Raw genomic sequence first — 22,944 nt, forward strand, 5'->3', positions numbered from 1 at the left:
AAACGGATAGTTCTCTGTTGATTATTGTACTACTTTCAGGCGAAAAAGCATAGCTCGCTCGCTTGAAAATATCCTTTATTAATTATACTTACCTTATACTAAAATGTAAACCTATTTGAAGACAAATTTTATCTTGCATGATAAATCTGGTTCAAAAGTTCCGTTACGTTCGTTTGCCCCGCCGGATCGTCAGTCGCCAAAAACTGACCGCGCGCAACAAACTCCACTAGTGTAGCACAAAATTCTGCAACATCGGGAATAAATCTTTCCTCCACCGGGTAGAGCGCCCCCAAACAATAACTGAATTCTCCAAGAATCTGCTCTAGCAATATCGGATCCTTCTCAAGCTTTTGCTCGAGCCAGCGTTGTCCGGTAACGTATAAATTAGTTTTGAAGAAAAAATCTGTCGTTGCCGGCACAAAGTCAAATGGTTGATCAAGCACGGTTACCTTCACCGTCTCTTCCAGACGCAAGCGAATTAGGTCCTCCACCAAAAAAGTCTTGTTCTGCACGTTCATGTTTGGCAGTGTGAGGTACAGCCGCGCCAATTGCAGGTAATCGGTTTGGCTGAGCTGATGGAGCTGTCGAATAGCTGTCTGGGTGAATAATCGACCAGTCGAGAACAGAGCCAGACTCGCCTCAAATATCTCACCCCTCTTCTCACCAGTGACGGGCTCAGCCAAGTTTGCATCAACCTTATCCTGGTATAAAGCAAACTCATTTGCATCATAAATTCGGCTCACTTGGGCCACAATCTGTTGTTGTTCGATGTGCAGGTGATTTATGGCCAACACTTTTTGATACAATTCAAACACGTTAATATCTGAAAAAAGATCGGGCATCTCCTTAATTGTAAGGTAAGCCTGATCTTTTTCTTGCAGTTCTAACTCAATCTCTACGAGTTGTCGACTAATCTGCGGCTCCACACTAATCTTATTTGCCTCAACAAGATAATCCCGTGCAACATCAAAATTTTGCGTAACAACAGCATCAGCAGCCAACCTCATAAACTCCACTTGAGTTTTACTTAGCGTCATTTTGTTCCTCTGCCTTGTTCTTGACCAGGTTACGGTGCCTGTTCTGGTTAACTTCCATAATTACCGGTAGAATCACAGGCTTCCTGTGCGTTTGATCGTAGAGAAATTTCTCAAGATCACTTCTAACATCTTGTTTCAAATCGTTCCAATCAAATTTCTTATTCTCAAAATTATTGGTAATTGCGGTTTTTACAACTTCAATAGCCTGATTCATTAAGTCACGGTTAGCCTTAATATAGACGAATCCACGCGTTGTTACCTTTGGCTGTGAGATGATTTTCTTCTTTTTCCGATCAATTGTGACCGCAGTAATGAAAATACCATCGTCGGACAATACCTTACGATCACGCAGGACAATCGTGCCAATATCGCCAATTCCAGAACCATCAATCATCATATCATCAGCAGGTACGGGCGTTGACAAGTGGAACCCATCCTCCTCATACCGCAGAGTATCACCATTCTTTGTAATGAAGATATTCTCCGGCTGGACACCAGCTTCAACAGCCAGTTCAGAGTGATTTGCTAGCAGACGGTATTCACCTTCAACCGGAATAAGATACTGCGGCTTTAACAGGTTGAGCATCAGTTGTAAATCACGTTTAGTTGCGTGACCACTCGAGTGGATATCACGGCCAATCTCCTTTACCTCACCGCCAGCACGATAAACCAGATCTGCAGTGCGCGCTACGTTTGTCTCCATTGCGTGAGATGGTGTGGTGGTGATAAAGACTAGGTCGCCCTCTTGAATCTTAATCAAACGGTGGCGATTTGTCGCCATCTTTTGCAGTGATTTCAATGGTTCGCCTGTTTTGCCGGTTTCTAGAATTACCAGATTCTCAGGATTGACCTGCTTGATATCCTTTGTCTGAATGAGCAAATCTTCTTCCGGTAACGTGAGGTAATTCAATTTCAACGCCGTGCGTACTATCTTTGCCAAATCCCGACCAGTTAGCAGAACCTTCCTGTCCGATGCTGCTGCGGCATTAAATACCTGCTGAATTCTTGAAATATTCGAAGCAACGGAAGCAACAATGATTCTACCTGTATGATATTTAAAAGTATCCAGTACATACTCTTCTATCTCGCGCTCACTAGCATTCTCATACGGAGCCTCTGCATTGGTGGAATCACTAAGTAAAGCGAGTACGCCCTCCTGACCAAGTTTGGCCAAACGACCGAAATCAGTCGCATACATTGGCTTTGCAGATTGATCAAATTTGAAGTCCCCGGTATAAACTATGTGACCATAAGCAGTCTTCAACGCAATACCGATTGACCCAGGGATTGAATGTGTGACCTTAAAGAAGCTAACGGATGTCTTGCCAAACTCAATCTCGGTATCCGCATCAATCTTGTGAAATGTACTATTCTTGACCTTCTTATTCTCTTTCTCAACCGTAATCTTTGCCAGTTCGATGGTCAATTCCGAGCCAAAAACAGGTATATCATATTGCCGCAGAATATATGGTAATGCACCAATTGAATCTGCGTGTCCGTGAGTCAGGAAAATACCGGCGATCTTGTCGATATTCTCCTCGAAAAATTTCAACTCGGGAATGACAATGTCAATACCTAGCAACTCTGTTTCTGGATACTTGAGTCCTGCATCGAGAATGAAAATCTCATCGTCAACTTGAACGGCGTACATATTCTTACCGTTCTCACGGACGCCTCCCAAAATCATTATTTTGATATCTTGCTTCATTTTTTTACCTCATCATATTTGTTTAGCTTAAAACTATGGACCGATTATGGTCGAAACGATAACTAACTAGTTAATTCTAACATAAAGCCCGAACAAAGTGATAGTAATAAAAAAACCGGCCACATATGTGTCCGGTTGTCGCTTAACGACGTAAGCCTAAGCTCTTGATTAATTCACGATATCTTGTAACATCTTTATTACGTAGGTAAGCAAGTAAGTTACGACGGTGACCAATCTTCTTCAAAAGACCAACATATGAATGATGATCCTTCTTGTGAATACGTAAATGTTCATTTAATGAATTGATCTCTTCGGTCAAGACAGCAACTTGCACCTCTGGTGAACCAGTGTCTCCTTCGTGTGTAGCATACTTGCTAATGATTTCGTTCTTCTTCTCTTTTGAGATAGCCATGGTTGTTCCACCTTTCAAATAATTGCCACTAACAACGCTTATCGTCGGTGAGTCGATAGGCAGCGTTAGTGGTTCCGAAGTAGTATTCTACACTATTGCTTTGTTACGTGCAAATAATTTTTAACTTGCAAGGAAGTTATTTCTTCAGTATAATAAAGACCGCTGAGATTTAAAACTATTTTACGGAGGTGATTTTAATGCCACAAATCAAATCAGCTATCAAACGTGTTAAAACAGCTAATGCTGCCAGCGCGAAAAATTCTGCTCAATTAAGTAGTTTACGTACTGCAGTAAAGAAGTTTAAGGTAGCGCAAGCCGCTGGTGCAGAAAACGCCTCTGAACTACTTAAAGACGCAATCCGTGCAATCGACAAAGCTGCTTCTAAGGGATTGATTCACAAGAACAAGGCTAACCGTGACAAGTCACGCTTAACATACCTAGCTAAATAAGTATTTTTTAAAGAGAACGTAGATGATTATCATCTATGTTCTTTTTTTGTCGCTAAAAAGTTAACAGAAAGCTCTTCAGCGGCGTCTCACCTTGAAACTGACCACTTTTGTAGCCAAATTCAAGCTCAATTATGCCCTTCTGTTTTGCAACCAGCATGGCCAGCGCTGCACGATTTTGAAGTGCAAGTTTAACACGATATGGGTGGGCCTTTAATGCGGCCACTATCTCTCCCTCACTCATCCGCTTACTTAGAATCTTCACTGACACGATAAAACTAAGTTGGCTCGAGAGGATCGATGTGAGCTGCACGACCGCAGTACCCTGTCGCATTTGGTCGTCAAACAGCGTCAGCATCTGAGTATAGTCGTGCTTCAGCGCAGCAGTAAGCACTTCGAAGATATTCTGTTCAATACTCTGCTCAATATTTGCCCGCACTAATTCCACCGTAATGGTATGCGTGCTAGTTGCGCTATACAACTTGTTTAAATTAGCAATTAACGGATCAATTTGGTTGTTGGAGCGATTCAGCAACTCTTTTTTAGCTGTGGGTTCAATCGTGAAATCATGCTCCCCTACTAGTTCGTCAACCAACTGCGGTAAAACAAATGGTTTGAAATCAGTCAGCATGACTTGAAAATGCTGTTTAACCAGCTTGAGCAGTTTTCGTCGTTGGTCTAGCTTAGCTACGTCTGCCTTCAATACAACCACATGATCCAAGGTATCTATTTGTGCAAAAATATTTTCCAACTCTGTCAATTCATGCTGCTTGAAACTAGTTAATTTGCCGGTAAGAAACAGCGGGTTTTTGACCACAATAATCTTCTGCGTACTAAATAAGGAAGATTCTGCTAATGTCGCAATTAACTCATCTAGCGGTTCAAGTTCCAAATCTAGTGTAATTCGTTCATATCCAACAAACGTTGGTTGTGCCAAATAATCCGCTAGTAAGAGGTCGTTCAGGCTAGCGGAGGAGCCGGAAATTAACAGATTTGGTTTATTTGGATTAGTTATTTTGAAAAATGATTTGAGAGCCATATTTACCTTACTTTAAATAATAGTTGAGCCAATTCAGCCCAAACGGATTAAAATACCAGTTAATCATACCACATTCAGCGGTATTTAATGACCGGATATCATACGTCTGCAGCTTATCAAGCGTTTCCTGGTGCGGATGGTGATACCGATTATTTCTCCCTGCGGAAATAAATGCCACACGGGGATTTACGGCCAAAAGAAAACTCTCATCAGTAGATGTTTTACTACCATGGTGTCCTAGTTTGAGAAAATCAGCCTGAATATCTGCCGTTTGTCGAATAATTTTCTGTTCACCAGCAATGTCTAAATCGCCGGTAAAGAGCCATTTTTTCCGTCCAATACTCACCTTAAGTGCCACGGAATCTTCATTTGTACCCAATCCCGCAATGCTCGGGTGCAACACATCGATTGTAATTGTACCAATTAACAGCTGATCCCCTGCCTGTACTGGTATGAGTTTGACTTGCTTTAGAAATGGCCGTATTTTACGTTGGAAACTCGGATTAGCCTGCATCCCGATTCCAAAGTACAGCTTATTGACCGTAAAATTTTCTAGTAAATCGGCTAAATCACCGATATGATCAGCATCCTGATGACTCAGGAAAACGGCATCGATGTGTGTGATTCCTTGGCTTTTAAGAAAGGGCAGAGAAACCTTTTCAAAGTTACTCCTCCTAGGCTTGGTACCGCCGAAGTTGAGTCGTCCACCAGTATCAATTAAGACAGTCTTACGATTAATCGGGGTCGTCAACAAAATACTATCTCCTTGGCCAACATCAATAAAGGTTACTTGACCATTAATTGGAAACAGATTCAAAAGGATATTTAACGCCAATAGAATGAGCCCGGTATACAGGCAGAATCTTCGTTTAGCCTGCTCACTCCAAAAGATGAGCCAGCTTATCAGCAAGAAAGTTACACTAAACGTAATTACCTGCGCTAATTGACCAAATACGACGTTTCCAAGGCCGACTCTCCCTAAAAACGAAACGCCACCGGAAAGGATACTAAGAATTTGCTCCGCCGGTGGAATCAGCCCCGGCATGAGCGCACCACAAATAACCACCCCCACCGTTACCGGTAGAATGATGAAATTAAATAGTGGAATGGCCAAGAAATTATAAAAGATGGTCAAGATATTCAGTTCAAAAAAATTGAATAAGAGAATTGGCGTGATCAACATATTGAGTCTAGCCGACTGGCCCACAGATCCCATTCTCGGCATGATTTTCAGACCAAGAACCATCAAATAACTCAGTTGCGCTCCTACATTTAAGAATAATTGTGGCATCAACAATTGGTGAATTAGCGCAACAATACCGAATTGATCTAGCGTACCAATGCGTTTCTTCGACAGCTTCGCAAGGATAGATACCACGTAAGCCAACGAGGCCCGAACCAGTCCTGCTTGAAAATCACCAATTATACAGACCACTAGCAGAAGCAATACCAAAGAAGCATATTTGACACGTTGATTGATTTTGCACAGATTAAAAAGAAAGGTGACTACCTGGGTATACAGTAAAACGTGCATTCCCGATAAACTTAGCAGATGAATAATACCGATATTTCTGAAATCATCCACCAGATTGTGCTCCCCTGTCCCTAAATTCTCGCCGAGGAACAACTCTCCCGAGAAGAACCTCAAGTTCTCAGGCAGTTGCGAAAGCCACTGGCGCAGCCTTGCTCTAAATTGAATAATTCGATCACTTAAAGTCACCTGCTTTTTGGCAATTAGATATTTGGTAAGCGTTAATGCGTACTTGATGCGCTTTCGTTTGTAGAACTCCCTGAGGTTAAATTCACCAATATTAGTCGCTTCAGTAATTAATTCCGCTTTAAATTGGTTGATTTTTACGAGAAATGGTAGACCCGCAGCCACCATCCTACGCATTTGTGGTGTTGGCTTAAGCTGCAACGTCACCGTCTGCTCGGCACTCGTGGCCTCACCATAGAAAAAGTCATCTTTCAGAGTCACCTTATCGGGACGGATGACGTAAATTGGTGAGCGCTGATTCGGTGCAGCCAATGCCTCAAATTTTTTATCCTGAAAGTACCCAAGAAGCAACACAATTAACGGTAACAGAATCAATAAATCAAGCTGCCGTTTATTCAGAACCATAAGCAAAAAGTAGCTTAATAGTACGAGTAATAATAAGAAACTCGCCAGCGTATTCTTATTCAAGAATGTCAGGACAGACAGCAAACTAAGCCCGGCCAAGACGAAAAACTTACCCGAGCTAAACAAATTCGTTACATCAAACGGTGACTTGATCGGCAAGACCTTCAAATGTTTTATCTCCAATACCACTCACATTGGTTAGTTCCTTGGCGTCCTTAAACGGGCCATTCTCTTCACGATATGTGACAATCTGTTCGGCCTTTTTCTCACCGATGCCGTTTAATTCCTGCAGCTCCGAGACCGTTGCCTGGTTAATGTCAATCTTCGCTGCAGCGGCCGTACCTTTTCCGGAGCCTGCGTCCCCAGTAGTATTTTCACTAATACCGACGGCTGGAGCGTTTTCTCCCTGATACGGCACATAAATTTTGGCCTCGTCAGTCAAAATCAGCGCCCGGTTGATTGCCTTTAAATCGGCTTTAACATCAATACCACCGGCAAGCTTGATCAAGTCATTTAACCTTGCTCCCGCCGCAATTTGATAGACACCCTCATGCGCTACCGCACCGAAGATATCTACGGTAATTCTGGTATTCTTCTGCTCCTTCTTGCTTGTCGCGCGCGCATTCTTTACTGTGCTCTGACCACTGCTTGACGAATTAGATACATCTTTAAATACCTGTTCGTTATCCACCGGTTGGGTAAAAAGCTTCATTGCGATTAATAATCCGCCAGCAAGCAACACGATTGCGCCAATCACATAAGCCTTCTTTTGCTTTAATAATTCCACGTACTTCATTAGTAATCACCTCTAATTGTAAGTACGCAAAAAAACACAACATCCATCAATGTTGTGTTAAATAATTTAATGCATCAGTGAAGTTCTTCACCGGCACGATTTTCATCTCTGTCTTTAACTTTTTGGCCGCCGTGACTGCTTCGGCGTAATTAGTGGTTCTTTTGGTCATCCCTGGCAGGCGTTCACTCGGAGCAAAAAATATTTTTGCTCCTTTTTTGGCAGCTGCAGCCACCTTCTTATCAATGCCCCCGATTGAGCCAACATGACCTGTTTCATCGATCGTGCCTGTCCCAGCAATTTTGCGGGATTGGGCAATATCTTGATGAGCAAGCTGCTGGTAGAGCTCAAGCGTAAACATCAATCCCGCGGAAGGTCCACCAATATCCGTGATATCGGCATGGACCGCCGGTGTACTGGTGACCCGCGACTTCTCCGTTAACGTGATGCCAATACCGACTCTTTTCGTCTCGGGCAATTTCGTGGCTTGACCACTAATTACTTGGGTCCTACCGGCCCTTTGCACACCAATCCTAATCGTCTGACCTAGTTTGACACCAGCGAAATAAGCAATCAACTCTTTGGAATCATGAAAAGTATGGCCGTCGACTTGATTAATCACATCGCCAACCGCTAATTTTCCTTTGAAATCAGAACTAGCTAGAACATCCATCACATAGATTCCTTCAAAAGTTTTTTTGACCGGAACGTGTGCGGTTTTGGCGGCAAAATAGACCGCATTATTGATTGAATCTGCCATGTAGAATTGTTCAACCTTATTATGTTCCTCTGTGGTATTATCACCATCAATTTCTTTCTTCGGTACAAGTTCACTAAAACTACGCCACGAATTCGTCAGGTAATCAAACACCATGGCGGGTCGGATGGACACCGCTGTAAAATAAAAACCACCGCTGTGACTTTGCGGTTGATCAATCTTGAAATACTTGCTTACTTGATAGGCACCACCGGGAGTTTCTACGTAGTATTTTGTCGGTAAAAAGAGGCCGGCGACAACTACGCAAACGGCCAGCACTAACCAAACTAGTTTATAACTCTTTCGTTTAATTATATTGGGCTGAACTTTCATAAATCAATCCTAATCTAACAACTTCTGTTGCAATGCCTGGGCTACTTCTTGGGGTACTAACTCCTTCAAGTTACCACCAAAAATTGCAATTTCTTTAATCATACTCGACGAGATGTAACTTTCTGTTGGGTCGGCAAGCATGAATACCGTCTCGAGTGTTGGATCCTGCGTCTTGTTCAGCGCTGCAATTGCCCGCTCGTAACTGAAATCTTGCTCGTTTCTAAGCCCTCGGAGGATGAAATCAGCCTTTAATTCATGGGCAACATCGACCGTCAGGCTGGCGGTCCGGCTGACCACTTCAACGTTATCAAGGTAACGCAAGCAAACTTTGGCCAAGGTAACTCGTTCAGACTGGTCAAATAAATACTTTTTCTGCGTATTTGTTAACACCACAAAGTAAATTTTGTCGAACAACTTGCTTGCACGTTCGAGTGTCTTTAAGTGACCATTTGTGATTGGATCGAAGCTCCCTGGAAAAATTGCTGTGCTCATCATCTACTGCTCCCTTTGATAAATTCTGATTGTTGTGTGTCCGTAGTTCAAAGTTTTCTGTAAGCTAGTGCCTGGTACCGTCATTAGCTCCGTCTGTTCATCTGTCTCAGCTACAACCAGAGCGCCTGGTGCTAACAGGTCCAAATCAAGCATCTTGGTTATAATCTGGCTAATCTTTTGTTTAGCATACGGCGGATCTAAGAAAACCAGGTTAAATTGGCAACTCTGTTGCACTAACTGCTGTAATGCCACAGTGTCAGGACGCTTGATTACCGTGAACTTGTCTGTTTCTTTAGTCAACGCCACATTCTTTTTGATAATCTCAATTGCTCCGGCCGCAATGTCCACCAAATAGGCCTTGTCCATTCCCCTTGAAACAGCTTCAATTCCCAATGCACCACTGCCCGCATACAAATCAAGGACCTGGCCACCATCAAAGAACTGGCCGAGGCTATTAAAGAGTGATTCCTTTACTTTGTCACCTGTAGGACGCGTCAGATTACTCTTTAATGTGAATAGGTTTCGTCTAGCATATTGCCCTGCAATAATTCTCACTAATGTTTCCCCCTCTCTGCCTCATTATGTTGCTGTGCCTCAAGTTTAACCTGTTCCATCAGCTCTTTCTCGTGGGCAAGGTCAAAGTCTAACTTTAGTACGTTTGAAGACTGGATTCTGCGCACAAAATGAGCCCGTTGGAGACTATGCCGAATATCGTGTACCTTCTCCTTTGGCACATAAAGATAAACATATTTCAGTGCCTTCGAAGCATGGACTACATTGCCATATTGAAAGAGCTTCTTTTGGTCATTAAAATTACGCAGCCAAACCACTAGTCCTACGCGATTATTGAATTTTTCACCCAAATTAACTTGCACTGGCAATCTCCTCCTCTGACTTAATTCGTTCATTCGCTGCAATATTTAAGACGAGCGCAATCGAAGCTGTCAACACTAATAGACTTGATCCCCCATAACTAATGAATGGCAACGTTACACCGGTAATTGGTAGCAGTCCCAGCACGGCACCGATGTTGAAGAAAGTCTGAATAAAAATCATCGTAGCCACACCAAAACAAACGAGCGAATTAAATGAATCATTCGACTTCAATCCGACCATCGTAATGCGCCAGATCAGAAAGAACATTAACGCCAAAATGGCAGCAGCACCGATCACACCAAGTTCCTCCGTAATAATGGAGAAGATAAAGTCGGTATATGGTTCTGGTAAATAGCCGCGCTTTTGGATACTATTACCCAGCCCAACACCGAACAAACCACCGTTATGAATGGCATAGTAAGAATTGACTAGTTGAGCACCACCGTGCTGTTCCAGTTTAAATGGGTTGATGAAAGAGAGGAGGCGCTGAAATTGATAACTATCCTGTAAGAATGGCGGATTCCACCAGATTAAGCCCGCAACCCCTAACACGATCATACTGATGAGCAGGACGTCGAGTAGAATGACGCGCCTTGAGGGGATGCCCGCGACCGAGAACATAATGATAGTAATCAGGAAGAGAATAGCCGCCCCGCCTAAATCGGGCTGGAAAAATGTGAGAAGCATCAAAAAAATTGCGATAATTGAAGGTGCCGTTAGTTCATAGACGATGCGACCTGGAACGAATCGCCCATCACGATTGGCCAAAATAAAACCCAGATAGAGAATTAAAATCAACTTGGCAAATTCCACTGGTTGGATATTAAATGAACCTAGGTTAATCCACCCAACCGCACCGTTAACCGCGGCAGAGTCCCCTTTGACAAGCTTCAAAACCATCAGGTACAGCAGCATCGCAATTACCCCGAATAACAGGACCTTGATGAGTGACTTGCTCTTAAACAGCCGAATTTTAAGTGAGAAAACGATGCCCCCGATGAACAACGCCAAGACGGCGAAGATTAATTGTCGTTTGAGGTAGCTCGTTGGGTCTAGCTTGTTGATAATCATCAAATCCGAACTTGCGGAATAGATCATCACTAGGCCGATAGTCATCAATAACAGAAAAGGTATGAAGATGCCATAATCTAAATATTTAATTTTACTTCGCACAATTGGTACTCCCCTAAAATCAGTCTTGCCTAATTATATCACGTGCATCCGTTTAGATAAAAAAAACTGAACAGTTGTACTGTTCAGTAATTTAAGTATCGGACTACTAATTAGTTAGCCATCCCTTTTTTCTTATCAAATTTTTGACGTTCTGTTGTATTCAGAATCTTCTTCCGCAGACGAATACTCTTTGGTGTTACCTCACAGTATTCATCATCGTTCAAGAATTCAATCGACTGTTCTAACGAAAGAGTCTTAGGTGTCTTAATTGAGGCAGAGTGATCCTTACCTGACGCACGGGTATTGGTCAAATTCTTTCCCTTTGTAACGTTAACCGCAATGTCTCTGTCACGTGAAGATTGACCAACAATCATTCCTTCGTAAACTTCAACTTGTGCGCCGATGAATAACTGACCCCGATCCTCAACGGATTGGAGTGAGTAAGTTGTCGAGTTACCTTGGTTAATTGACACTAAAGCACCATTTCGCCGGCCTGGTTCCCAATTTTTGATAGCTGGAGCGTATTCTTCAAACGTGTGGCTCATAATACCATAACCACCTGTGAGGGACATAAACTCGTTAGAATAGCCAATTAAGCCTCGTGATGGTGCGAGGAAGACAAGTCTAGTCTGACCATTACCGACAGACTCCATGTTCTTCATCTCGGCCTTTCTCTGAGACATAGTATCAATGACTGAACCGACATACTCGTCAGGTGTATCAATCTGTACTGATTCAAAAGGCTCCGACTTAACCCCGTCGATGTCGCGGTAGATAACTTCAGGACGAGATAGTTGTAACTCAAATCCTTCACGACGCATTTCCTCAACCAGGATTGAAAGATGGAGCTCACCACGACCAGAAACTACCCAAGCACCCGGCAAATCAGTGTCTTCAACTTTCAGCGAAACGTCGGTTCTAGTTTGCTTAAGCAGGCGTTCTTCGAGCTTTCTAGCAGTCACAAACTCACCTTCACGACCGACAAATGGTGAATTGTTCGCTAGGAACGTCATTTGTAGAGTTGGTTCATCAATGTGGAGAGGTGGCAAAGCTTCTTGGTGATCAACCGGTGTGATTGTTTCACCAACATAAATGTCGTCCATTCCGGAGATTGCAATGAGATCGCCGGCTTTAGCGTCCTGAATTTCCGTTCTCTTTAGACCAAAGTAACCAAACAGCTTAGTCACACGGAAGTTTTTGGCAGTACCATCAACCTTCATCACAGATACTTGGTCACCAATCTTAATCTTACCGCGGAAAATCCGGCCAACACCAATTCGACCAACGTAATCATCATAATCAAGCATCGTTATTTGAAATTGTAACGGCTCGTCTGAGTTATCAATTGGTGCAGGAATCGTATTCAAAATAGTTTCAAAAATTGGATCCATCGTGTGTTCTTGTGTATCCAGCTCAGGCTTGTAGCTAGAAGTACCGTTCAACGCACTTGCGTACAGAACAGGGAACTCCAGTTGGGATTCGTCAGCACCAAGTTCGATGAATAATTCAAGGACTTCATCCTCAACTTCTGCAGGACGGGCACCTGGGCGGTCAATCTTGTTAATGACCACAATTGGTGTCAACTTCTGCTCTAATGCCTTCTTTAGTACGAAACGAGTTTGGGGCATTGTTCCTTCGTACGCATCAACAACGAGTAAAACACCGTCAACCATCTTCATGATTCGCTCAACTTCACCACCAAAGTCGGCATGTCCTGGCGTATCCAAAATGTTGATTTTAGTGTCCTTATAGCTTACAGCTGTATTCTTGGATAAAATAGTAATCCCACGTTCACGCTCGATTGCATTCGTATCCATCGCACGATCCTCAATCTGGATGTGCTCAGCCAAAGTATCTGATTGCTTCAAGAGCTCGTTCACCAAAGTAGTTTTACCGTGGTCAACATGGGCGATAATCGCAATGTTTCTTATGTCGTTTCTAATTTTCAAAAAAGTTTTCCTCCCTGACCTCATAAAAAAACTGTGACGCAGTCACAGCTTACCATGTAAAACTTCCATAGCAGTTTCATGAAGTTGTTTCGTACTAATAATTACGTTTTCAGATTTTAGCATACTTGGTGGCTCACCGTCAATCGTTGTGACCCGCAAACCAAGTTTTTCCGCAATGAATCTGCCGGCGGCTAAGTCCCACGGTTGTAGGTGGGAGATATAGGCAATCTGTTTCTGATCAAAAATTTCTGTAAATTCAATTCCAGCACTTCCAAGAATTCTGAGTCCCAGTGAGCGTTTGATTAAACTCTGAACCGCAAAGCGGTCCTCTAACACGAAATAACTGCTAACAGAAACTAACCCTTCGCTGATATCCCTGTCCGGCACAGGCGGCATTTCCACCCCATTTTTGAAAATACCGGTATTCTTCGAGCCATAATAACTAACGGAGTTGGTCACATCATGAATGATGCCAGCAAATGGATCTCCATCCCGATAGACGCCCACCATCACCGCGAAATGGTCATATTGCTGCACGAAATTCATTGTTCCGTCAATCGGATCAACAAAAAAGACCAGACCAGCCATCGATTCAAGTGAATGTGCATTATATTCCTCACTCACAATCTTTGCGGACGGATATCGCTCTTCAATTAAGCTGTTGATTCTGCGTTCCACAAGCTTATCAACGTTAGTCACCAAATCTCTCTTGCTGGTCTTATTCGCCACCGTCATGTCGTGGTGATTAGTTGTGATTATTTGAACTGCTTCTGTAACAAACAAATTTAAATCCTGCAACAACTGATTCTCATTCATGAAAAAACCTCACTTACGTAGGAAATTGTACCATAAACTACGCTAAGATGTACGAAAAAAGCCGGTCTAAGACCGGCTTAATTACGCTTGAAAAAACAACTATTTTTAGATATGAGTTGGGAAACCAGTAGCAACATCGCCAGCTTCCATGATTGCCTCACCAAGAGTTGGGTGTGGATGGATTGTCAATGCCAAATCCTCAACATTCGCTCCTGCTTCAAGTGCAAAGGTTAATTCCGAAATCAAGTCTGAAGCGCCTGCTCCAGCAACCTGTGCACCTAGTAGCTCACCAGTTTCGGGTTCGGAAATCAATTTCACAAATCCCTCAGTTTGATCAAGGGAGATCGCACGACCATTTGCGACAAATGGGAATTTAGAAACCTTAACCTTGTGGCCATCTTTTTTGGCATCTTTTTCAGTCAGTCCAGCAGTACCAAGTTCTGGATCGGTATAGCAAACGGCTGGCATTGCTACATAATCAACCGTGCTTGGTTTGCCTGCGATTGCTTCTGCGGCTACCTTACCTTCGTAGCTTGCCTTATGGGCAAGGGAAGCACCAGCAACGATATCACCAATTGCATAGATATTCTTCTTGTTGGTTCTACCTTGTTCGTCTACTTTGACCAAACCGCGTTCGGTTTTTTCGATTCCCGCAATTTCTAGTCCAATGTCGTTGGTATTAGGACGACGACCAACAGTCACCATAACATAGTCTGCAGCAACTTTATTTAATTTGCCATCAGCTTCATAGCTAACCTCAACGCCATTAGCTGTTTCCACTGCCTCTTTAGCCATCGCACTTGTAACAACGGTGACACCCTTCTTCTTATAGCTATCAAGAACTAGCTTAATCATATCCTTATCGAAGTTAGGCAGAATTGAATCTGTTCCTTCGAGGATAGTTACGTGCGCGCCCAAGTTAGCGTATGCACCTGCAAGTTCAGAACCGATATAGCCACCACCGATTACTACAAGCTCTTTTGGCACTTCTGGTAGATTAAGTCCGCCAGTTGAGTCAAGCACCCGTTTGCCAAATTTGAAGCCCTTGATTTCGATTGGCCGTGAGCCAGTTGCGATAATCAAGTTCTTAAATGTATATGTTTGTGCACTATCTTTTTGAATCACGCGCAGCGAATGATCATCTTTCAAGAACGCATTACCCATGATCAAATCAATCTTGTGTTTCTTAAATAGCATGTTGACACCGCCGGTAAGACGGTCAACAACCTTATGTTGTTTCCAGTCTTGCGTTTTAGCAAAATCTATTTTGACATTCTCTGCGCTAACACCGAAAACAGATGAGTCTAGACTTTGTTGGAAACGATGACCTGCATTAATTAACGCCTTCGAAGGAATACACCCGACGTTCAAACAAACGCCGCCAACGAACTCCTTCTCGATTACTGTCACCTTCTGGCCCAATTCTGCAGCGTGAATAGCTGCAACGTAACCACCAGGTCCAGCACCAATTACTATTGTATCTAAGTCTATTGCAAAATCGCCTACAACCATGTCTAATTAACCTTCCATCAATAATAATTCAGGATCTGCAAGCAGTTCCTTTAATCTATTCATTGCACGTTGTGCTGTACCACCATCAATCAGACGGTGATCAAACGATAGTGAGAGCTTTAATACTTTGCCTGCTACCACTTCGCCGTCAGCATTGACAGTTGGTTCTGTCGCAATCTTACCGAAGCCAAGAATTGCCACTTCAGGATAGTTGATAACCGGAGTAAACCAACCACCACCGATGGAGCCAATATTACTAATTGTAATTGTGCCATTACGCATGCTGTCAGCAGAAAGTTTATTATCTTGAGCTAATGCTGCGTTTTCGGAGATTTCTGTTGCAATTGTGAACAGACTCTTTGCGTCGGCATGCTTAATGTTAGGTACATATAGTCCATGTGGCGTATCTGTTGCAATTCCGATGTTGTAACTATTGTGATATACAACTTCTTGTGTTGAATCATCTATTGAAGCGTTCAAAGTTGGGAATTCCTTGGCAACAATCGTCAGCGCCTTAACTACGTATGCCAAGAATGTCAGCTTAATACCGCGATCAGCAGCAACCTGTTTGAAGTGCTTCCTGTGCGCCATCAACTTCGAAACTTCTACATCATCAAATAGCGTTACATGTGGAGCTGTATGTTTACTTGTGGTCATTGCCTTTGCAATTGCGCGACGAGTTGGGCTCATCTTCTCACGTGTATCTTCGTCAGATTGGGGGATACTTGTTGGTTTAGGTGCAGCTACAGGTGCGCTCGCAGCAACCGGTGCGCTTTGTGGTGCAGCCGCAGCAGGAACAACAACTGCTCCACCATTTGACTTGAAGCCATCAATGTCTGCATTAACTACATGACCGTTCTTACCACTTGGCGTAACTTGAGTGATGTCCACGCCTTGTTCTTTCGCATACTTTCTTACGGAAGGCATTGCCAATACCTTTGCCCCTGATTGCGCAGCTGGAGTGCCCGTTGCAGGTGTTTCAGCTGTTGTTGGTGCTGTTGGTGCTGCGTTAGCACTTGCGGTTGGAGCAGCTTCAGCAGGCACGTCTCCCTGCACGCTCAATTGAATCAATGGTTGACCAACAGTGACTGTGTCACCCTCATTAGCCACAATTTCCACGATTTTTCCAGTTACTGGTGATGGAATTTCCTCGACAGACTTGTCGTTCTGAATTTCTACCAGAGTCTCGTCTTCCTTGATAGTATCGCCTACGGCAACGTGCCACTTAACAATTTCGCCTTCGGCGATTCCTTCACCTAGCTCTGGAAGTTTGAATTCGTAGTTTGCCCCGCCAGCAGGTGCGCTTGCTTGTGCGGGCTCTGTTGTCTCAGCAGGTGCGGCACTACTTGCGCCGGCGCCGTCACCATCAAACTCAACCATGTCTTGGCCAACAGTGACTGTATCACCCTCGTTAGCGAGAATTGCGGTTACTTTACCACTGTAAGGAGAAGGTATTTCTTCTACAGATTTATCATTTTGGATTTCTACCAGTGTTTCATCTTCCTTGATACTATCACCGACGGCAACGTGCCATTTGACAATCTCGCCTTCAGCAATCCCTTCACCAAGTTCTGGTAATTTAAATATCTTTGCCATGATCTAATTTACCCCTTACTAGAAATTTGCGATTTCTTTTGCTTTTGCTATGATGTCATCCGGATTTGGTAACCAGTCTTCCTCAGCAGAACTGAACGGATATGGAGTATCAGGTGCGGCAACTAGTCCAATTGGTGCTTCTAGTGAAAGAACTGCACGTTGAGAAACTTCAGACACTACTTGATTACCAACACCAGCTTGTCTCTGTGCCTCTTGCACAACAAGTAAGCGACCTGTTTTTTCAACGGATTTGACAATCGTATCTACATCAAGTGGCGCAATTGTGCGAAGATCAATCACTTCTGCATTGATATTATCGGCAGCCAATGCTTCTGCTGCCTTCAAACTGTCACGAACCCCTGCACCATACGACACGATAGTGAGGTCCGTTCCCTCTTTAGCAACATTAGCTTGGTCTAGAGGAAGTTCGTAAATTTCTTCTGGGACTTCTTCACGGAACGAGCGGTATAGTTTCATGTGCTCAAGGTAGATAACAGGATCATTTGAACGAATCGACGAGATCAAAAGTCCCTTTGCATCGTACGGATTGCTAGGAATAACTACTCGCAAGCCAGGTGTCTGTGCTACTAGACCCTCCAAGGAGTCTGAGTGCAGTTCTGGTGTATGCACACCACCACCGAATGGTGAGCGAATAGTAATTGGCATTTGTCTTGTGCCGTTCATTCTTAAACGTATACGGGACATTTGACCGGCAATTGAGTCCATCACTTCAAATAAGAAGCCAAAGAATTGGATTTCTGGAACCGGACGATAGCCCTTTAAAGCCAAACCAATTGAAAGACCACCGATGCCTGATTCTGCTAATGGCGTATCGAATACACGGTCCTCACCGTGTTTCTTCTGCAAATCTTCCGTTGCCCGGAAGACACCGCCATTCTTACCTACGTCTTCACCGAAAATTAAAACTTTTTCATCTGCGCCTAGTTCGAGATCAAGGGCATTGTTAATTGCTTGAATCATTGTCATGTTAGCCATGATTAGTTGTTCTCCTTTCTTTCAAACTCGGCGATTTGTTCTTGAATATTTTGTGGTGCTACTTCAAAAGTATTGCGTAAGAAACCTGAGACCTTTTGCTTTTCAATAGCATCAGCGTCTTCGATTGCTTTCTTAATCTCCTCTTTTGCACCTTCGACTACTTCGTTTTCTACTTGCTCGTTCCACAATCCTTTTTCGCCGAGGTAGATACGCATTCTATCGAGTGGATCACGTGAGTGCCAAAGATCCTCTTCTTCTTTAGTTCTGTAACGTTTTGGATCATCACCAGAAAGTGTGTGTGGGCCATAACGGAATGTCATCGTCTCGATCAGCACTGGTCCATTACCAGCTGCTGCATATTCGCGCGCTTCCTTCATTACCTGATAAACTGCTAATGCATCCATCCCATCAACTTGCACACCTGGGATACCAGCGGCCACAGCCTTTTGAGCGATGGTTTCTGCCGCAGTTTGACCTTTTCTTGGTACTGAGATAGCAAAGCCGTTATTCTCAACTACGAAGATAGCAGGTGCCTTGAAGTGTCCAGCAAAGTTAATTCCTTCGTAGAAGTCACCCTGTGAAGAGCCACCCTCACCAATATATGAGAATGCCACAGTATCTTCACCGTTCTTCTTGATTCCTAATGCGACACCCGCAGCCTCGACAATTTGCGCACCGATGATAATTTGTGGTGGAATTGCTGCGAAGTCTTCGGGATAGTTATTTCCCTCTTCATGGCCACGTGACCAGAGGAATGCTTTGTGTAAAGGTAAGCCGTGATGAATTAACTCAGGTACATCACGATACCGTGGTAACAAGAAGTCCTTCTTGTCCATTGCGTAGACGCTGGCAACTTGAGAAGCTTCTTGTCCAGCTGTTGGCGCATAGAAACCAAGACGTCCCTGTCTATTCAAGGCTGTTGAACGTTCATCGAGAACACGTGTCCAAACCATCTTCTTCATCAGTTCAACTAGTTGGTCGTCAGTTAAATCAGATTTAACCGTTGGATCAACTAACTTGCCTTGTTCATTCAAAATCTGTCTCATTGGAAAATCTTGAGCTTCGTCCTTGACTAAAGCCTCGAAATCAACAAAACTAGTACTTGATTTTGCCATTTATGTAACCCCTTTTCCAGTTCACCAATCTTTTTTGATGACTTTATTTTACACTCTCAATCTATCAAACTTAGATAAGTTGTGCAAGCGTTTTCCTGATAAAAATTCGTGATATTTCGCGTTTTCATTAAGGTTTCAATCTGGTATTATAGATATGAAAATATTTTTTTAGGAGTGACAATTGTGATATTAATGAAAGATATTGTACGTGATGGAGATCCTGTTCTTCGTGCAACAGCCCAACAGCTTGATTTCCCATTAAACGACGAGACTAAACAATTAGCTCACGACATGATGGAATTCTTAGTAAATTCCCAAGATCCAAAAATTGCTGAAAAGCACCAACTACGTGCAGGCGTTGGCCTTGCAGCACCCCAAGTTGGTCAGTCCATTCAAATGGCTGCCCTTCTTGTGCCGGGAGAAGATGACGAGATTCTGTTACAAGAAGTGATTGTTAACCCGAAGATCACGAGAAGTTCTGTCCGCCAAGCAGCGCTTGCTGAAGGTGAGGGGTGCCTCAGTGTTGATCGTGACATTCCCGGATACGTTCCCCGCGCCGACAAAGTAACGGTGCGCTACCAGAATCTTGATGGGGAAGAAAAAGAATTGAAGTTGAAAGATTATCCCGCAATCGTGATTCAACATGAGATTGATCATTTAAACGGTCATCTCTTCTACGACCACATCAATCAAACAGAACCATTTTCATTGCCTAAGAACACCATCATCTTGTCATAGATAACAAAGACCAGCATGCTGGTCTTTTTTCATATTCGTGTACAATGGAGCCCAATTGTGGTAGTATTTTTTTAGCTATTGGGCCAGCCCAAAACAGACTAAATAATAGAAAAATAAAGGAGTACAAATTTTGATTTATAAAGTTTTCTACCAAAATGATAAAATTGCAAACCCCAAGCGCGAAGACACTAAGTCACTCTATATAGAAGCTGACTCTTCAGTAATCGCTCGTGGTTTGGTTGAGGAAAATACACCCTATAATATTGAACTCATCCAAGAACTAACAGGTAACTCACTTGCCTATGAGCAAGAATCACCTGATTTCAAACTAACTAAGTTTGGCACTAAATAATGAAACTTAAAGTAAAAAACAACGAGACTGCAATCTTTGCTATAGGGGGATTAGGTGAAATTGGTAAAAACATGTACGTGGTCCAATTTCAAGATGAAATAATCGTCATTGATGCAGGTATCAAATTTCCAGAAGATGATCTTCTAGGAATTGACTACGTCATTTCTGATTATTCTTACCTAGTTGAAAACAAAGATAAGATTAAAGCACTAGTCATTACGCACGGTCACGAGGACCATATTGGCGGAATCCCATACTTCCTGGCTCAAATTCCTACTGTTCCCGTATTTGCCGGACCATTAGCCCTCGCGCTAATCCGCGGTAAGTTAGAAGAACACGGCTTACTAAAGACCACTCAATTACACGAAATACACGAAGACACAGTCCTGAAGTTTCCAAAGATTACTATTGACTTCTTCAGAACCACCCACTCCATCCCAGATACCCTGGGAATCGCCGTTCATACACCACAGGGTGTAATCGTCGAAACCGGCGACTTCAAGTTTGACCTCACCCCAGTTGGTAACCAGCCAGCACCCAATTTGCAGAAGATGGCAAAGTTGGGCTCTGAGGGTGTTCTTGCCTTGATGTCTGATAGTACAAATGCTGAGATTCCAGAATTCACCAAGAGTGAACGTTTTGTCGGCAAGTCTATCCAAAAAATTGTCGAAGGAATCGAAGGAAGGATTATTTTCGCAACCTTCGCTTCAAACCTCTACCGGGTTTCCCAAGCTGTGGAAGCGGCGGTAGCCAATAATCGTAAAATTGCCGTTTTTGGACGTAGTATGGAGAACGCCGTCGTAAATGGCCAGGAACTCGGTTACCTGAACATTCCTGAAGGTACGCTGATTGATTCTCGCGATATCAACAAGATTCCGGCCAATGAGGCCATGATTATCTGTACTGGTTCTCAAGGTGAACCAATGGCGGCGCTCAGCAGAATTGCGAATGGTACGCACAGACAAATTACCATTCAACCTGGCGATACAGTAATCTTCTCAAGTAACCCGATTCCGGGTAACACGATTAGCGTTAATCACTTAATTAATCAGCTCTACGAAGCTGGCGCAGAAGTCATTCATGGTAAAGTCAATAACATTCACACATCCGGTCATGGTGGTCAAGAGGAACAAAAGTTAATGCTACGCTTGATTCAACCGAAGTACTTTATCCCCGTGCATGGTGAATATCGGATGCAGAAGATTCATACTGAACTAGCCATTCAGTGTGGCGTCGATCCCAACAACATTTTCATCATGAATAACGGTGATGTCCTCGCACTCGGTAAGGATGAGGCCCATCGTGCTGGACATGTACCTGCTGAAGATGTCTACGTCGATGGCTCTGGTATCGGTGATATCGGCAACGTCGTCATTCGCGACCGGAAGATTCTTTCAGAGGAAGGATTAGTTGTTGTGGTCGCCACGATCGATCCCGTGAAGAAGCGTGTCCTAGCCGGCCCAGATATCTTGAGCCGCGGCTTCGTCTATATGCGCGAATCTGGAGAATTAATTAACAGCGCCCAGAAGCGCATTTACCATGTTTTAAGAACACTAATGGAAAATAATGACAATCTCCAGGAAGCAGATTTACGGCAAGGAATTGTTGACAGCTTACAAGAATTTCTTTTTGATAAAACAGAACGTAGACCGATGATTCTACCAATGATAATTATGAAAAAGTAAAAACCCTAGCGGGTTTTTTATTTTTAAAGGAAAACTATGACTCAGAAAACCGTGCACATTTTACTCAACCCGACGGCGGGATCAGGCATTGCAAATAACAACTTTGAGACAATCGAGCATTACCTCACAGCAAAAAAAATCGATTTCGACGTGACCACCTCCGAGTTTGCTGGCAACATGATTAATCTCGCGCGGATTAAGGCGAACCAGGTCCAGAATAATCCACACGAATTAATTGTCGTTATCGGTGGCGACGGGACATTTAACCAAGCAGTGAACGGTATTAAACAGTCCCATTATCAGGAAACGCCCATCGCATTTCTGCCTTCAGGCACAGGAAACGATTTTGCCCGGGCTATTCCCCTTGAAGTAGACCTCGAGCGGGCACTTGACAAGATTTTGGACTCCCCCACAGTTACGAAGACCGACCTCGGCTTCTACCGTGATTTAAACCATAACGAGAGCCATTATTTCATCAATAATCTGGGTATCGGTTTCGATGCCCAAGTGGTCTCGCTTACGAATAACTCAGTCCTGCGCAAGTGGCTCAATAAGATTTACTTAGGCAAATTTTCCTACGGTATCAACGTTATCAGGACACTAATGTCCCAGAGTACGTTTGAGGTAACCGTCCGGACCGCCATACGACAGAAATCCTTCTTTAACGCCTATCTTGTTACAACAACGAACCACCCTTATTTTGGCGGCGGAATCCCCCTCTACCCGCAAGCAAACGCTTTTAACAAGCAGCTAGCGACGGTCGTGGTCGAGAAGCCTTCGCTTCCGAAATTTATCTACCTCTTCTATTTGATGATGAAAAACGGTGAACACGTCAACAGCGAGTACTTTCACGTCTTCGAGGCTGATAAGATCATCGTTAATTCAAAGTCACTGCAATTTGGCCAGATGGATGGCGAGGAACTCGGCAGCAGAGCATTCGAACTAGAATTCTCGGTCGATAGTTTCAACTTACTGCACTAACATAAATTATTAAATG

The 22,944-nt window shown here is 43.4% G+C and carries 22 protein-coding genes; 5 read left to right on the top strand and 17 right to left on the bottom strand.

Going from position 1 to position 22,944, the window contains the following annotated elements; genetic code table 11:
- Window positions 1-128: 128 nt before the first annotated feature.
- The 3 genes from FC62_RS01380 to rpsO form a co-directional block, all read right to left on the bottom strand.
- A complete protein-coding gene (locus tag FC62_RS01380) occupies window positions 129-1,037 on the bottom strand; it encodes a hypothetical protein (protein WP_056946090.1) in 909 nt (302 codons plus the stop codon).
- Window positions 1,024-2,745: a ribonuclease J gene (locus tag FC62_RS01385; protein WP_054745168.1), complete on the bottom strand. Its 1,722-nt coding sequence runs from the start codon at window positions 2,743-2,745 to the stop codon at window positions 1,024-1,026. Before FC62_RS01385 ends, FC62_RS01380 begins: the two co-directional genes overlap by 14 nt.
- A 142-nt stretch (window positions 2,746-2,887) precedes the next feature.
- Window positions 2,888-3,157, bottom strand: a complete 270-nt coding sequence (rpsO, locus tag FC62_RS01390) for a 30S ribosomal protein S15 (RefSeq protein WP_054745171.1) — start codon at window positions 3,155-3,157, stop codon at window positions 2,888-2,890.
- A gap of 197 nt (window positions 3,158-3,354) precedes the next feature.
- On the opposite strand from rpsO, the gene rpsT reads away from it, so the two are divergent.
- Window positions 3,355-3,606 (top strand): 30S ribosomal protein S20, encoded by a 252-nt coding sequence (gene rpsT, locus FC62_RS01395; RefSeq protein WP_056946089.1) that lies wholly within the window; start codon window positions 3,355-3,357, stop codon window positions 3,604-3,606.
- Window positions 3,607-3,658: 52 nt separating this feature from the next.
- On the opposite strand, the gene holA is transcribed toward rpsT, so the two are convergent.
- The 14 genes from holA to pdhA form a co-directional block, all read right to left on the bottom strand.
- Window positions 3,659-4,642: a DNA polymerase III subunit delta gene (gene holA, locus FC62_RS01400; RefSeq protein WP_056946088.1), complete on the bottom strand. Its 984-nt coding sequence runs from the start codon at window positions 4,640-4,642 to the stop codon at window positions 3,659-3,661.
- A 7-nt stretch (window positions 4,643-4,649) separates the two neighbouring features.
- The gene (locus FC62_RS01405; protein WP_056946087.1) at window positions 4,650-6,932 is read right to left on the bottom strand and encodes a DNA internalization-related competence protein ComEC/Rec2; all 2,283 of its coding nucleotides are present in this window, start codon (window positions 6,930-6,932) and stop codon (window positions 4,650-4,652) included.
- Complete coding sequence (locus tag FC62_RS01410) at window positions 6,901-7,560, bottom strand: helix-hairpin-helix domain-containing protein (protein WP_056946086.1); 660 nt, start codon at window positions 7,558-7,560, stop codon at window positions 6,901-6,903. The genes FC62_RS01405 and FC62_RS01410 overlap by 32 nt, the downstream gene beginning before the upstream one ends.
- A gap of 46 nt (window positions 7,561-7,606) precedes the next feature.
- Complete coding sequence (locus FC62_RS01415; RefSeq protein WP_056946085.1) at window positions 7,607-8,647, bottom strand: SepM family pheromone-processing serine protease; 1,041 nt, start codon at window positions 8,645-8,647, stop codon at window positions 7,607-7,609.
- A 9-nt stretch (window positions 8,648-8,656) separates the two neighbouring features.
- Window positions 8,657-9,139, bottom strand: coding sequence for a pantetheine-phosphate adenylyltransferase (gene coaD, locus FC62_RS01420; RefSeq protein WP_056946419.1), 483 nt, complete (start codon window positions 9,137-9,139; stop codon window positions 8,657-8,659).
- Between the two features lie 3 nt (window positions 9,140-9,142).
- Window positions 9,143-9,694: a 16S rRNA (guanine(966)-N(2))-methyltransferase RsmD gene (gene rsmD / locus FC62_RS01425; RefSeq protein WP_054745191.1), complete on the bottom strand. Its 552-nt coding sequence runs from the start codon at window positions 9,692-9,694 to the stop codon at window positions 9,143-9,145.
- Window positions 9,694-10,014: a DUF2129 domain-containing protein gene (locus FC62_RS01430; protein ID WP_054745193.1), complete on the bottom strand. Its 321-nt coding sequence runs from the start codon at window positions 10,012-10,014 to the stop codon at window positions 9,694-9,696. The genes rsmD and FC62_RS01430 overlap by 1 nt, the downstream gene beginning before the upstream one ends.
- A complete protein-coding gene (locus FC62_RS01435) occupies window positions 10,004-11,188 on the bottom strand; it encodes an FtsW/RodA/SpoVE family cell cycle protein (RefSeq protein WP_056946084.1) in 1,185 nt (394 codons plus the stop codon). Before FC62_RS01435 ends, FC62_RS01430 begins: the two co-directional genes overlap by 11 nt.
- Window positions 11,189-11,298: 110 nt before the next feature.
- A complete protein-coding gene (gene typA, locus FC62_RS01440; RefSeq protein WP_141322540.1) occupies window positions 11,299-13,137 on the bottom strand; it encodes a translational GTPase TypA in 1,839 nt (612 codons plus the stop codon).
- A gap of 42 nt (window positions 13,138-13,179) precedes the next feature.
- Entirely contained in the window at window positions 13,180-13,953 is a 774-nt protein-coding gene (locus FC62_RS01445) for an inositol monophosphatase family protein (RefSeq protein ID WP_056946082.1), read from the bottom strand.
- A 105-nt stretch (window positions 13,954-14,058) separates the two neighbouring features.
- Window positions 14,059-15,465: a dihydrolipoyl dehydrogenase gene (gene lpdA / locus FC62_RS01450; protein WP_056946081.1), complete on the bottom strand. Its 1,407-nt coding sequence runs from the start codon at window positions 15,463-15,465 to the stop codon at window positions 14,059-14,061.
- 6 nt (window positions 15,466-15,471) lie between these two features.
- Window positions 15,472-17,061, bottom strand: coding sequence for a dihydrolipoyllysine-residue acetyltransferase (locus FC62_RS01455; protein ID WP_056946080.1), 1,590 nt, complete (start codon window positions 17,059-17,061; stop codon window positions 15,472-15,474).
- An 18-nt stretch (window positions 17,062-17,079) separates the two neighbouring features.
- Complete coding sequence (locus tag FC62_RS01460) at window positions 17,080-18,057, bottom strand: alpha-ketoacid dehydrogenase subunit beta (RefSeq protein ID WP_056946079.1); 978 nt, start codon at window positions 18,055-18,057, stop codon at window positions 17,080-17,082.
- Between the two features lie 2 nt (window positions 18,058-18,059).
- The gene (pdhA, locus tag FC62_RS01465) at window positions 18,060-19,172 is read right to left on the bottom strand and encodes a pyruvate dehydrogenase (acetyl-transferring) E1 component subunit alpha (protein WP_054745203.1); all 1,113 of its coding nucleotides are present in this window, start codon (window positions 19,170-19,172) and stop codon (window positions 18,060-18,062) included.
- A gap of 183 nt (window positions 19,173-19,355) precedes the next feature.
- On the opposite strand from pdhA, the gene def reads away from it, so the two are divergent.
- From def to FC62_RS01485, 4 genes are all read left to right on the top strand, one after another.
- The gene (def, locus tag FC62_RS01470) at window positions 19,356-19,910 is read left to right on the top strand and encodes a peptide deformylase (protein ID WP_054745205.1); all 555 of its coding nucleotides are present in this window, start codon (window positions 19,356-19,358) and stop codon (window positions 19,908-19,910) included.
- A 130-nt stretch (window positions 19,911-20,040) separates the two neighbouring features.
- Window positions 20,041-20,262 (top strand): DNA-directed RNA polymerase subunit epsilon, encoded by a 222-nt coding sequence (locus FC62_RS01475; protein WP_054745207.1) that lies wholly within the window; start codon window positions 20,041-20,043, stop codon window positions 20,260-20,262.
- Window positions 20,262-21,947, top strand: coding sequence for a ribonuclease J1 (gene rnjA / locus FC62_RS01480; protein WP_056946078.1), 1,686 nt, complete (start codon window positions 20,262-20,264; stop codon window positions 21,945-21,947). Before FC62_RS01475 ends, rnjA begins: the two co-directional genes overlap by 1 nt.
- Window positions 21,948-21,983: 36 nt before the next feature.
- Window positions 21,984-22,928, top strand: a complete 945-nt coding sequence (locus FC62_RS01485) for a diacylglycerol/lipid kinase family protein (protein ID WP_056946077.1) — start codon at window positions 21,984-21,986, stop codon at window positions 22,926-22,928.
- Window positions 22,929-22,944: the final 16 nt, after the last annotated feature.

The organism is Amylolactobacillus amylotrophicus DSM 20534 (assembly GCF_001434555.1).
Lineage (GTDB): Bacteria > Bacillota > Bacilli > Lactobacillales > Lactobacillaceae > Amylolactobacillus > Amylolactobacillus amylophilus.

What these genes read in the sequence shown, in the direction of transcription:
- rnjA (WP_056946078.1), top strand. Translation starts at nt 20,262, where the DNA reads ATGAAACTTAAAGTAAAAAACAACGAGACTGCAATCTTTGCTATAGGG.
- FC62_RS01380 (WP_056946090.1), bottom strand. Translation starts at nt 1,037, where the DNA reads ATGACGCTAAGTAAAACTCAAGTGGAGTTTATGAGGTTGGCTGCTGAT.
- coaD (WP_056946419.1), bottom strand. Translation starts at nt 9,139, where the DNA reads ATGAGCACAGCAATTTTTCCAGGGAGCTTCGATCCAATCACAAATGGT.
- rpsO (WP_054745171.1), bottom strand. Translation starts at nt 3,157, where the DNA reads ATGGCTATCTCAAAAGAGAAGAAGAACGAAATCATTAGCAAGTATGCT.
- FC62_RS01460 (WP_056946079.1), bottom strand. Translation starts at nt 18,057, where the DNA reads ATGGCTAACATGACAATGATTCAAGCAATTAACAATGCCCTTGATCTC.
- holA (WP_056946088.1), bottom strand. Translation starts at nt 4,642, where the DNA reads ATGGCTCTCAAATCATTTTTCAAAATAACTAATCCAAATAAACCAAAT.
- lpdA (WP_056946081.1), bottom strand. Translation starts at nt 15,465, where the DNA reads ATGGTTGTAGGCGATTTTGCAATAGACTTAGATACAATAGTAATTGGT.
- FC62_RS01485 (WP_056946077.1), top strand. Translation starts at nt 21,984, where the DNA reads ATGACTCAGAAAACCGTGCACATTTTACTCAACCCGACGGCGGGATCA.
- FC62_RS01410 (WP_056946086.1), bottom strand. Translation starts at nt 7,560, where the DNA reads ATGAAGTACGTGGAATTATTAAAGCAAAAGAAGGCTTATGTGATTGGC.
- FC62_RS01415 (WP_056946085.1), bottom strand. Translation starts at nt 8,647, where the DNA reads ATGAAAGTTCAGCCCAATATAATTAAACGAAAGAGTTATAAACTAGTT.
- FC62_RS01385 (WP_054745168.1), bottom strand. Translation starts at nt 2,745, where the DNA reads ATGAAGCAAGATATCAAAATAATGATTTTGGGAGGCGTCCGTGAGAAC.
- FC62_RS01455 (WP_056946080.1), bottom strand. Translation starts at nt 17,061, where the DNA reads ATGGCAAAGATATTTAAATTACCAGAACTTGGTGAAGGGATTGCTGAA.
- FC62_RS01445 (WP_056946082.1), bottom strand. Translation starts at nt 13,953, where the DNA reads ATGAATGAGAATCAGTTGTTGCAGGATTTAAATTTGTTTGTTACAGAA.
- pdhA (WP_054745203.1), bottom strand. Translation starts at nt 19,172, where the DNA reads ATGGCAAAATCAAGTACTAGTTTTGTTGATTTCGAGGCTTTAGTCAAG.
- rpsT (WP_056946089.1), top strand. Translation starts at nt 3,355, where the DNA reads ATGCCACAAATCAAATCAGCTATCAAACGTGTTAAAACAGCTAATGCT.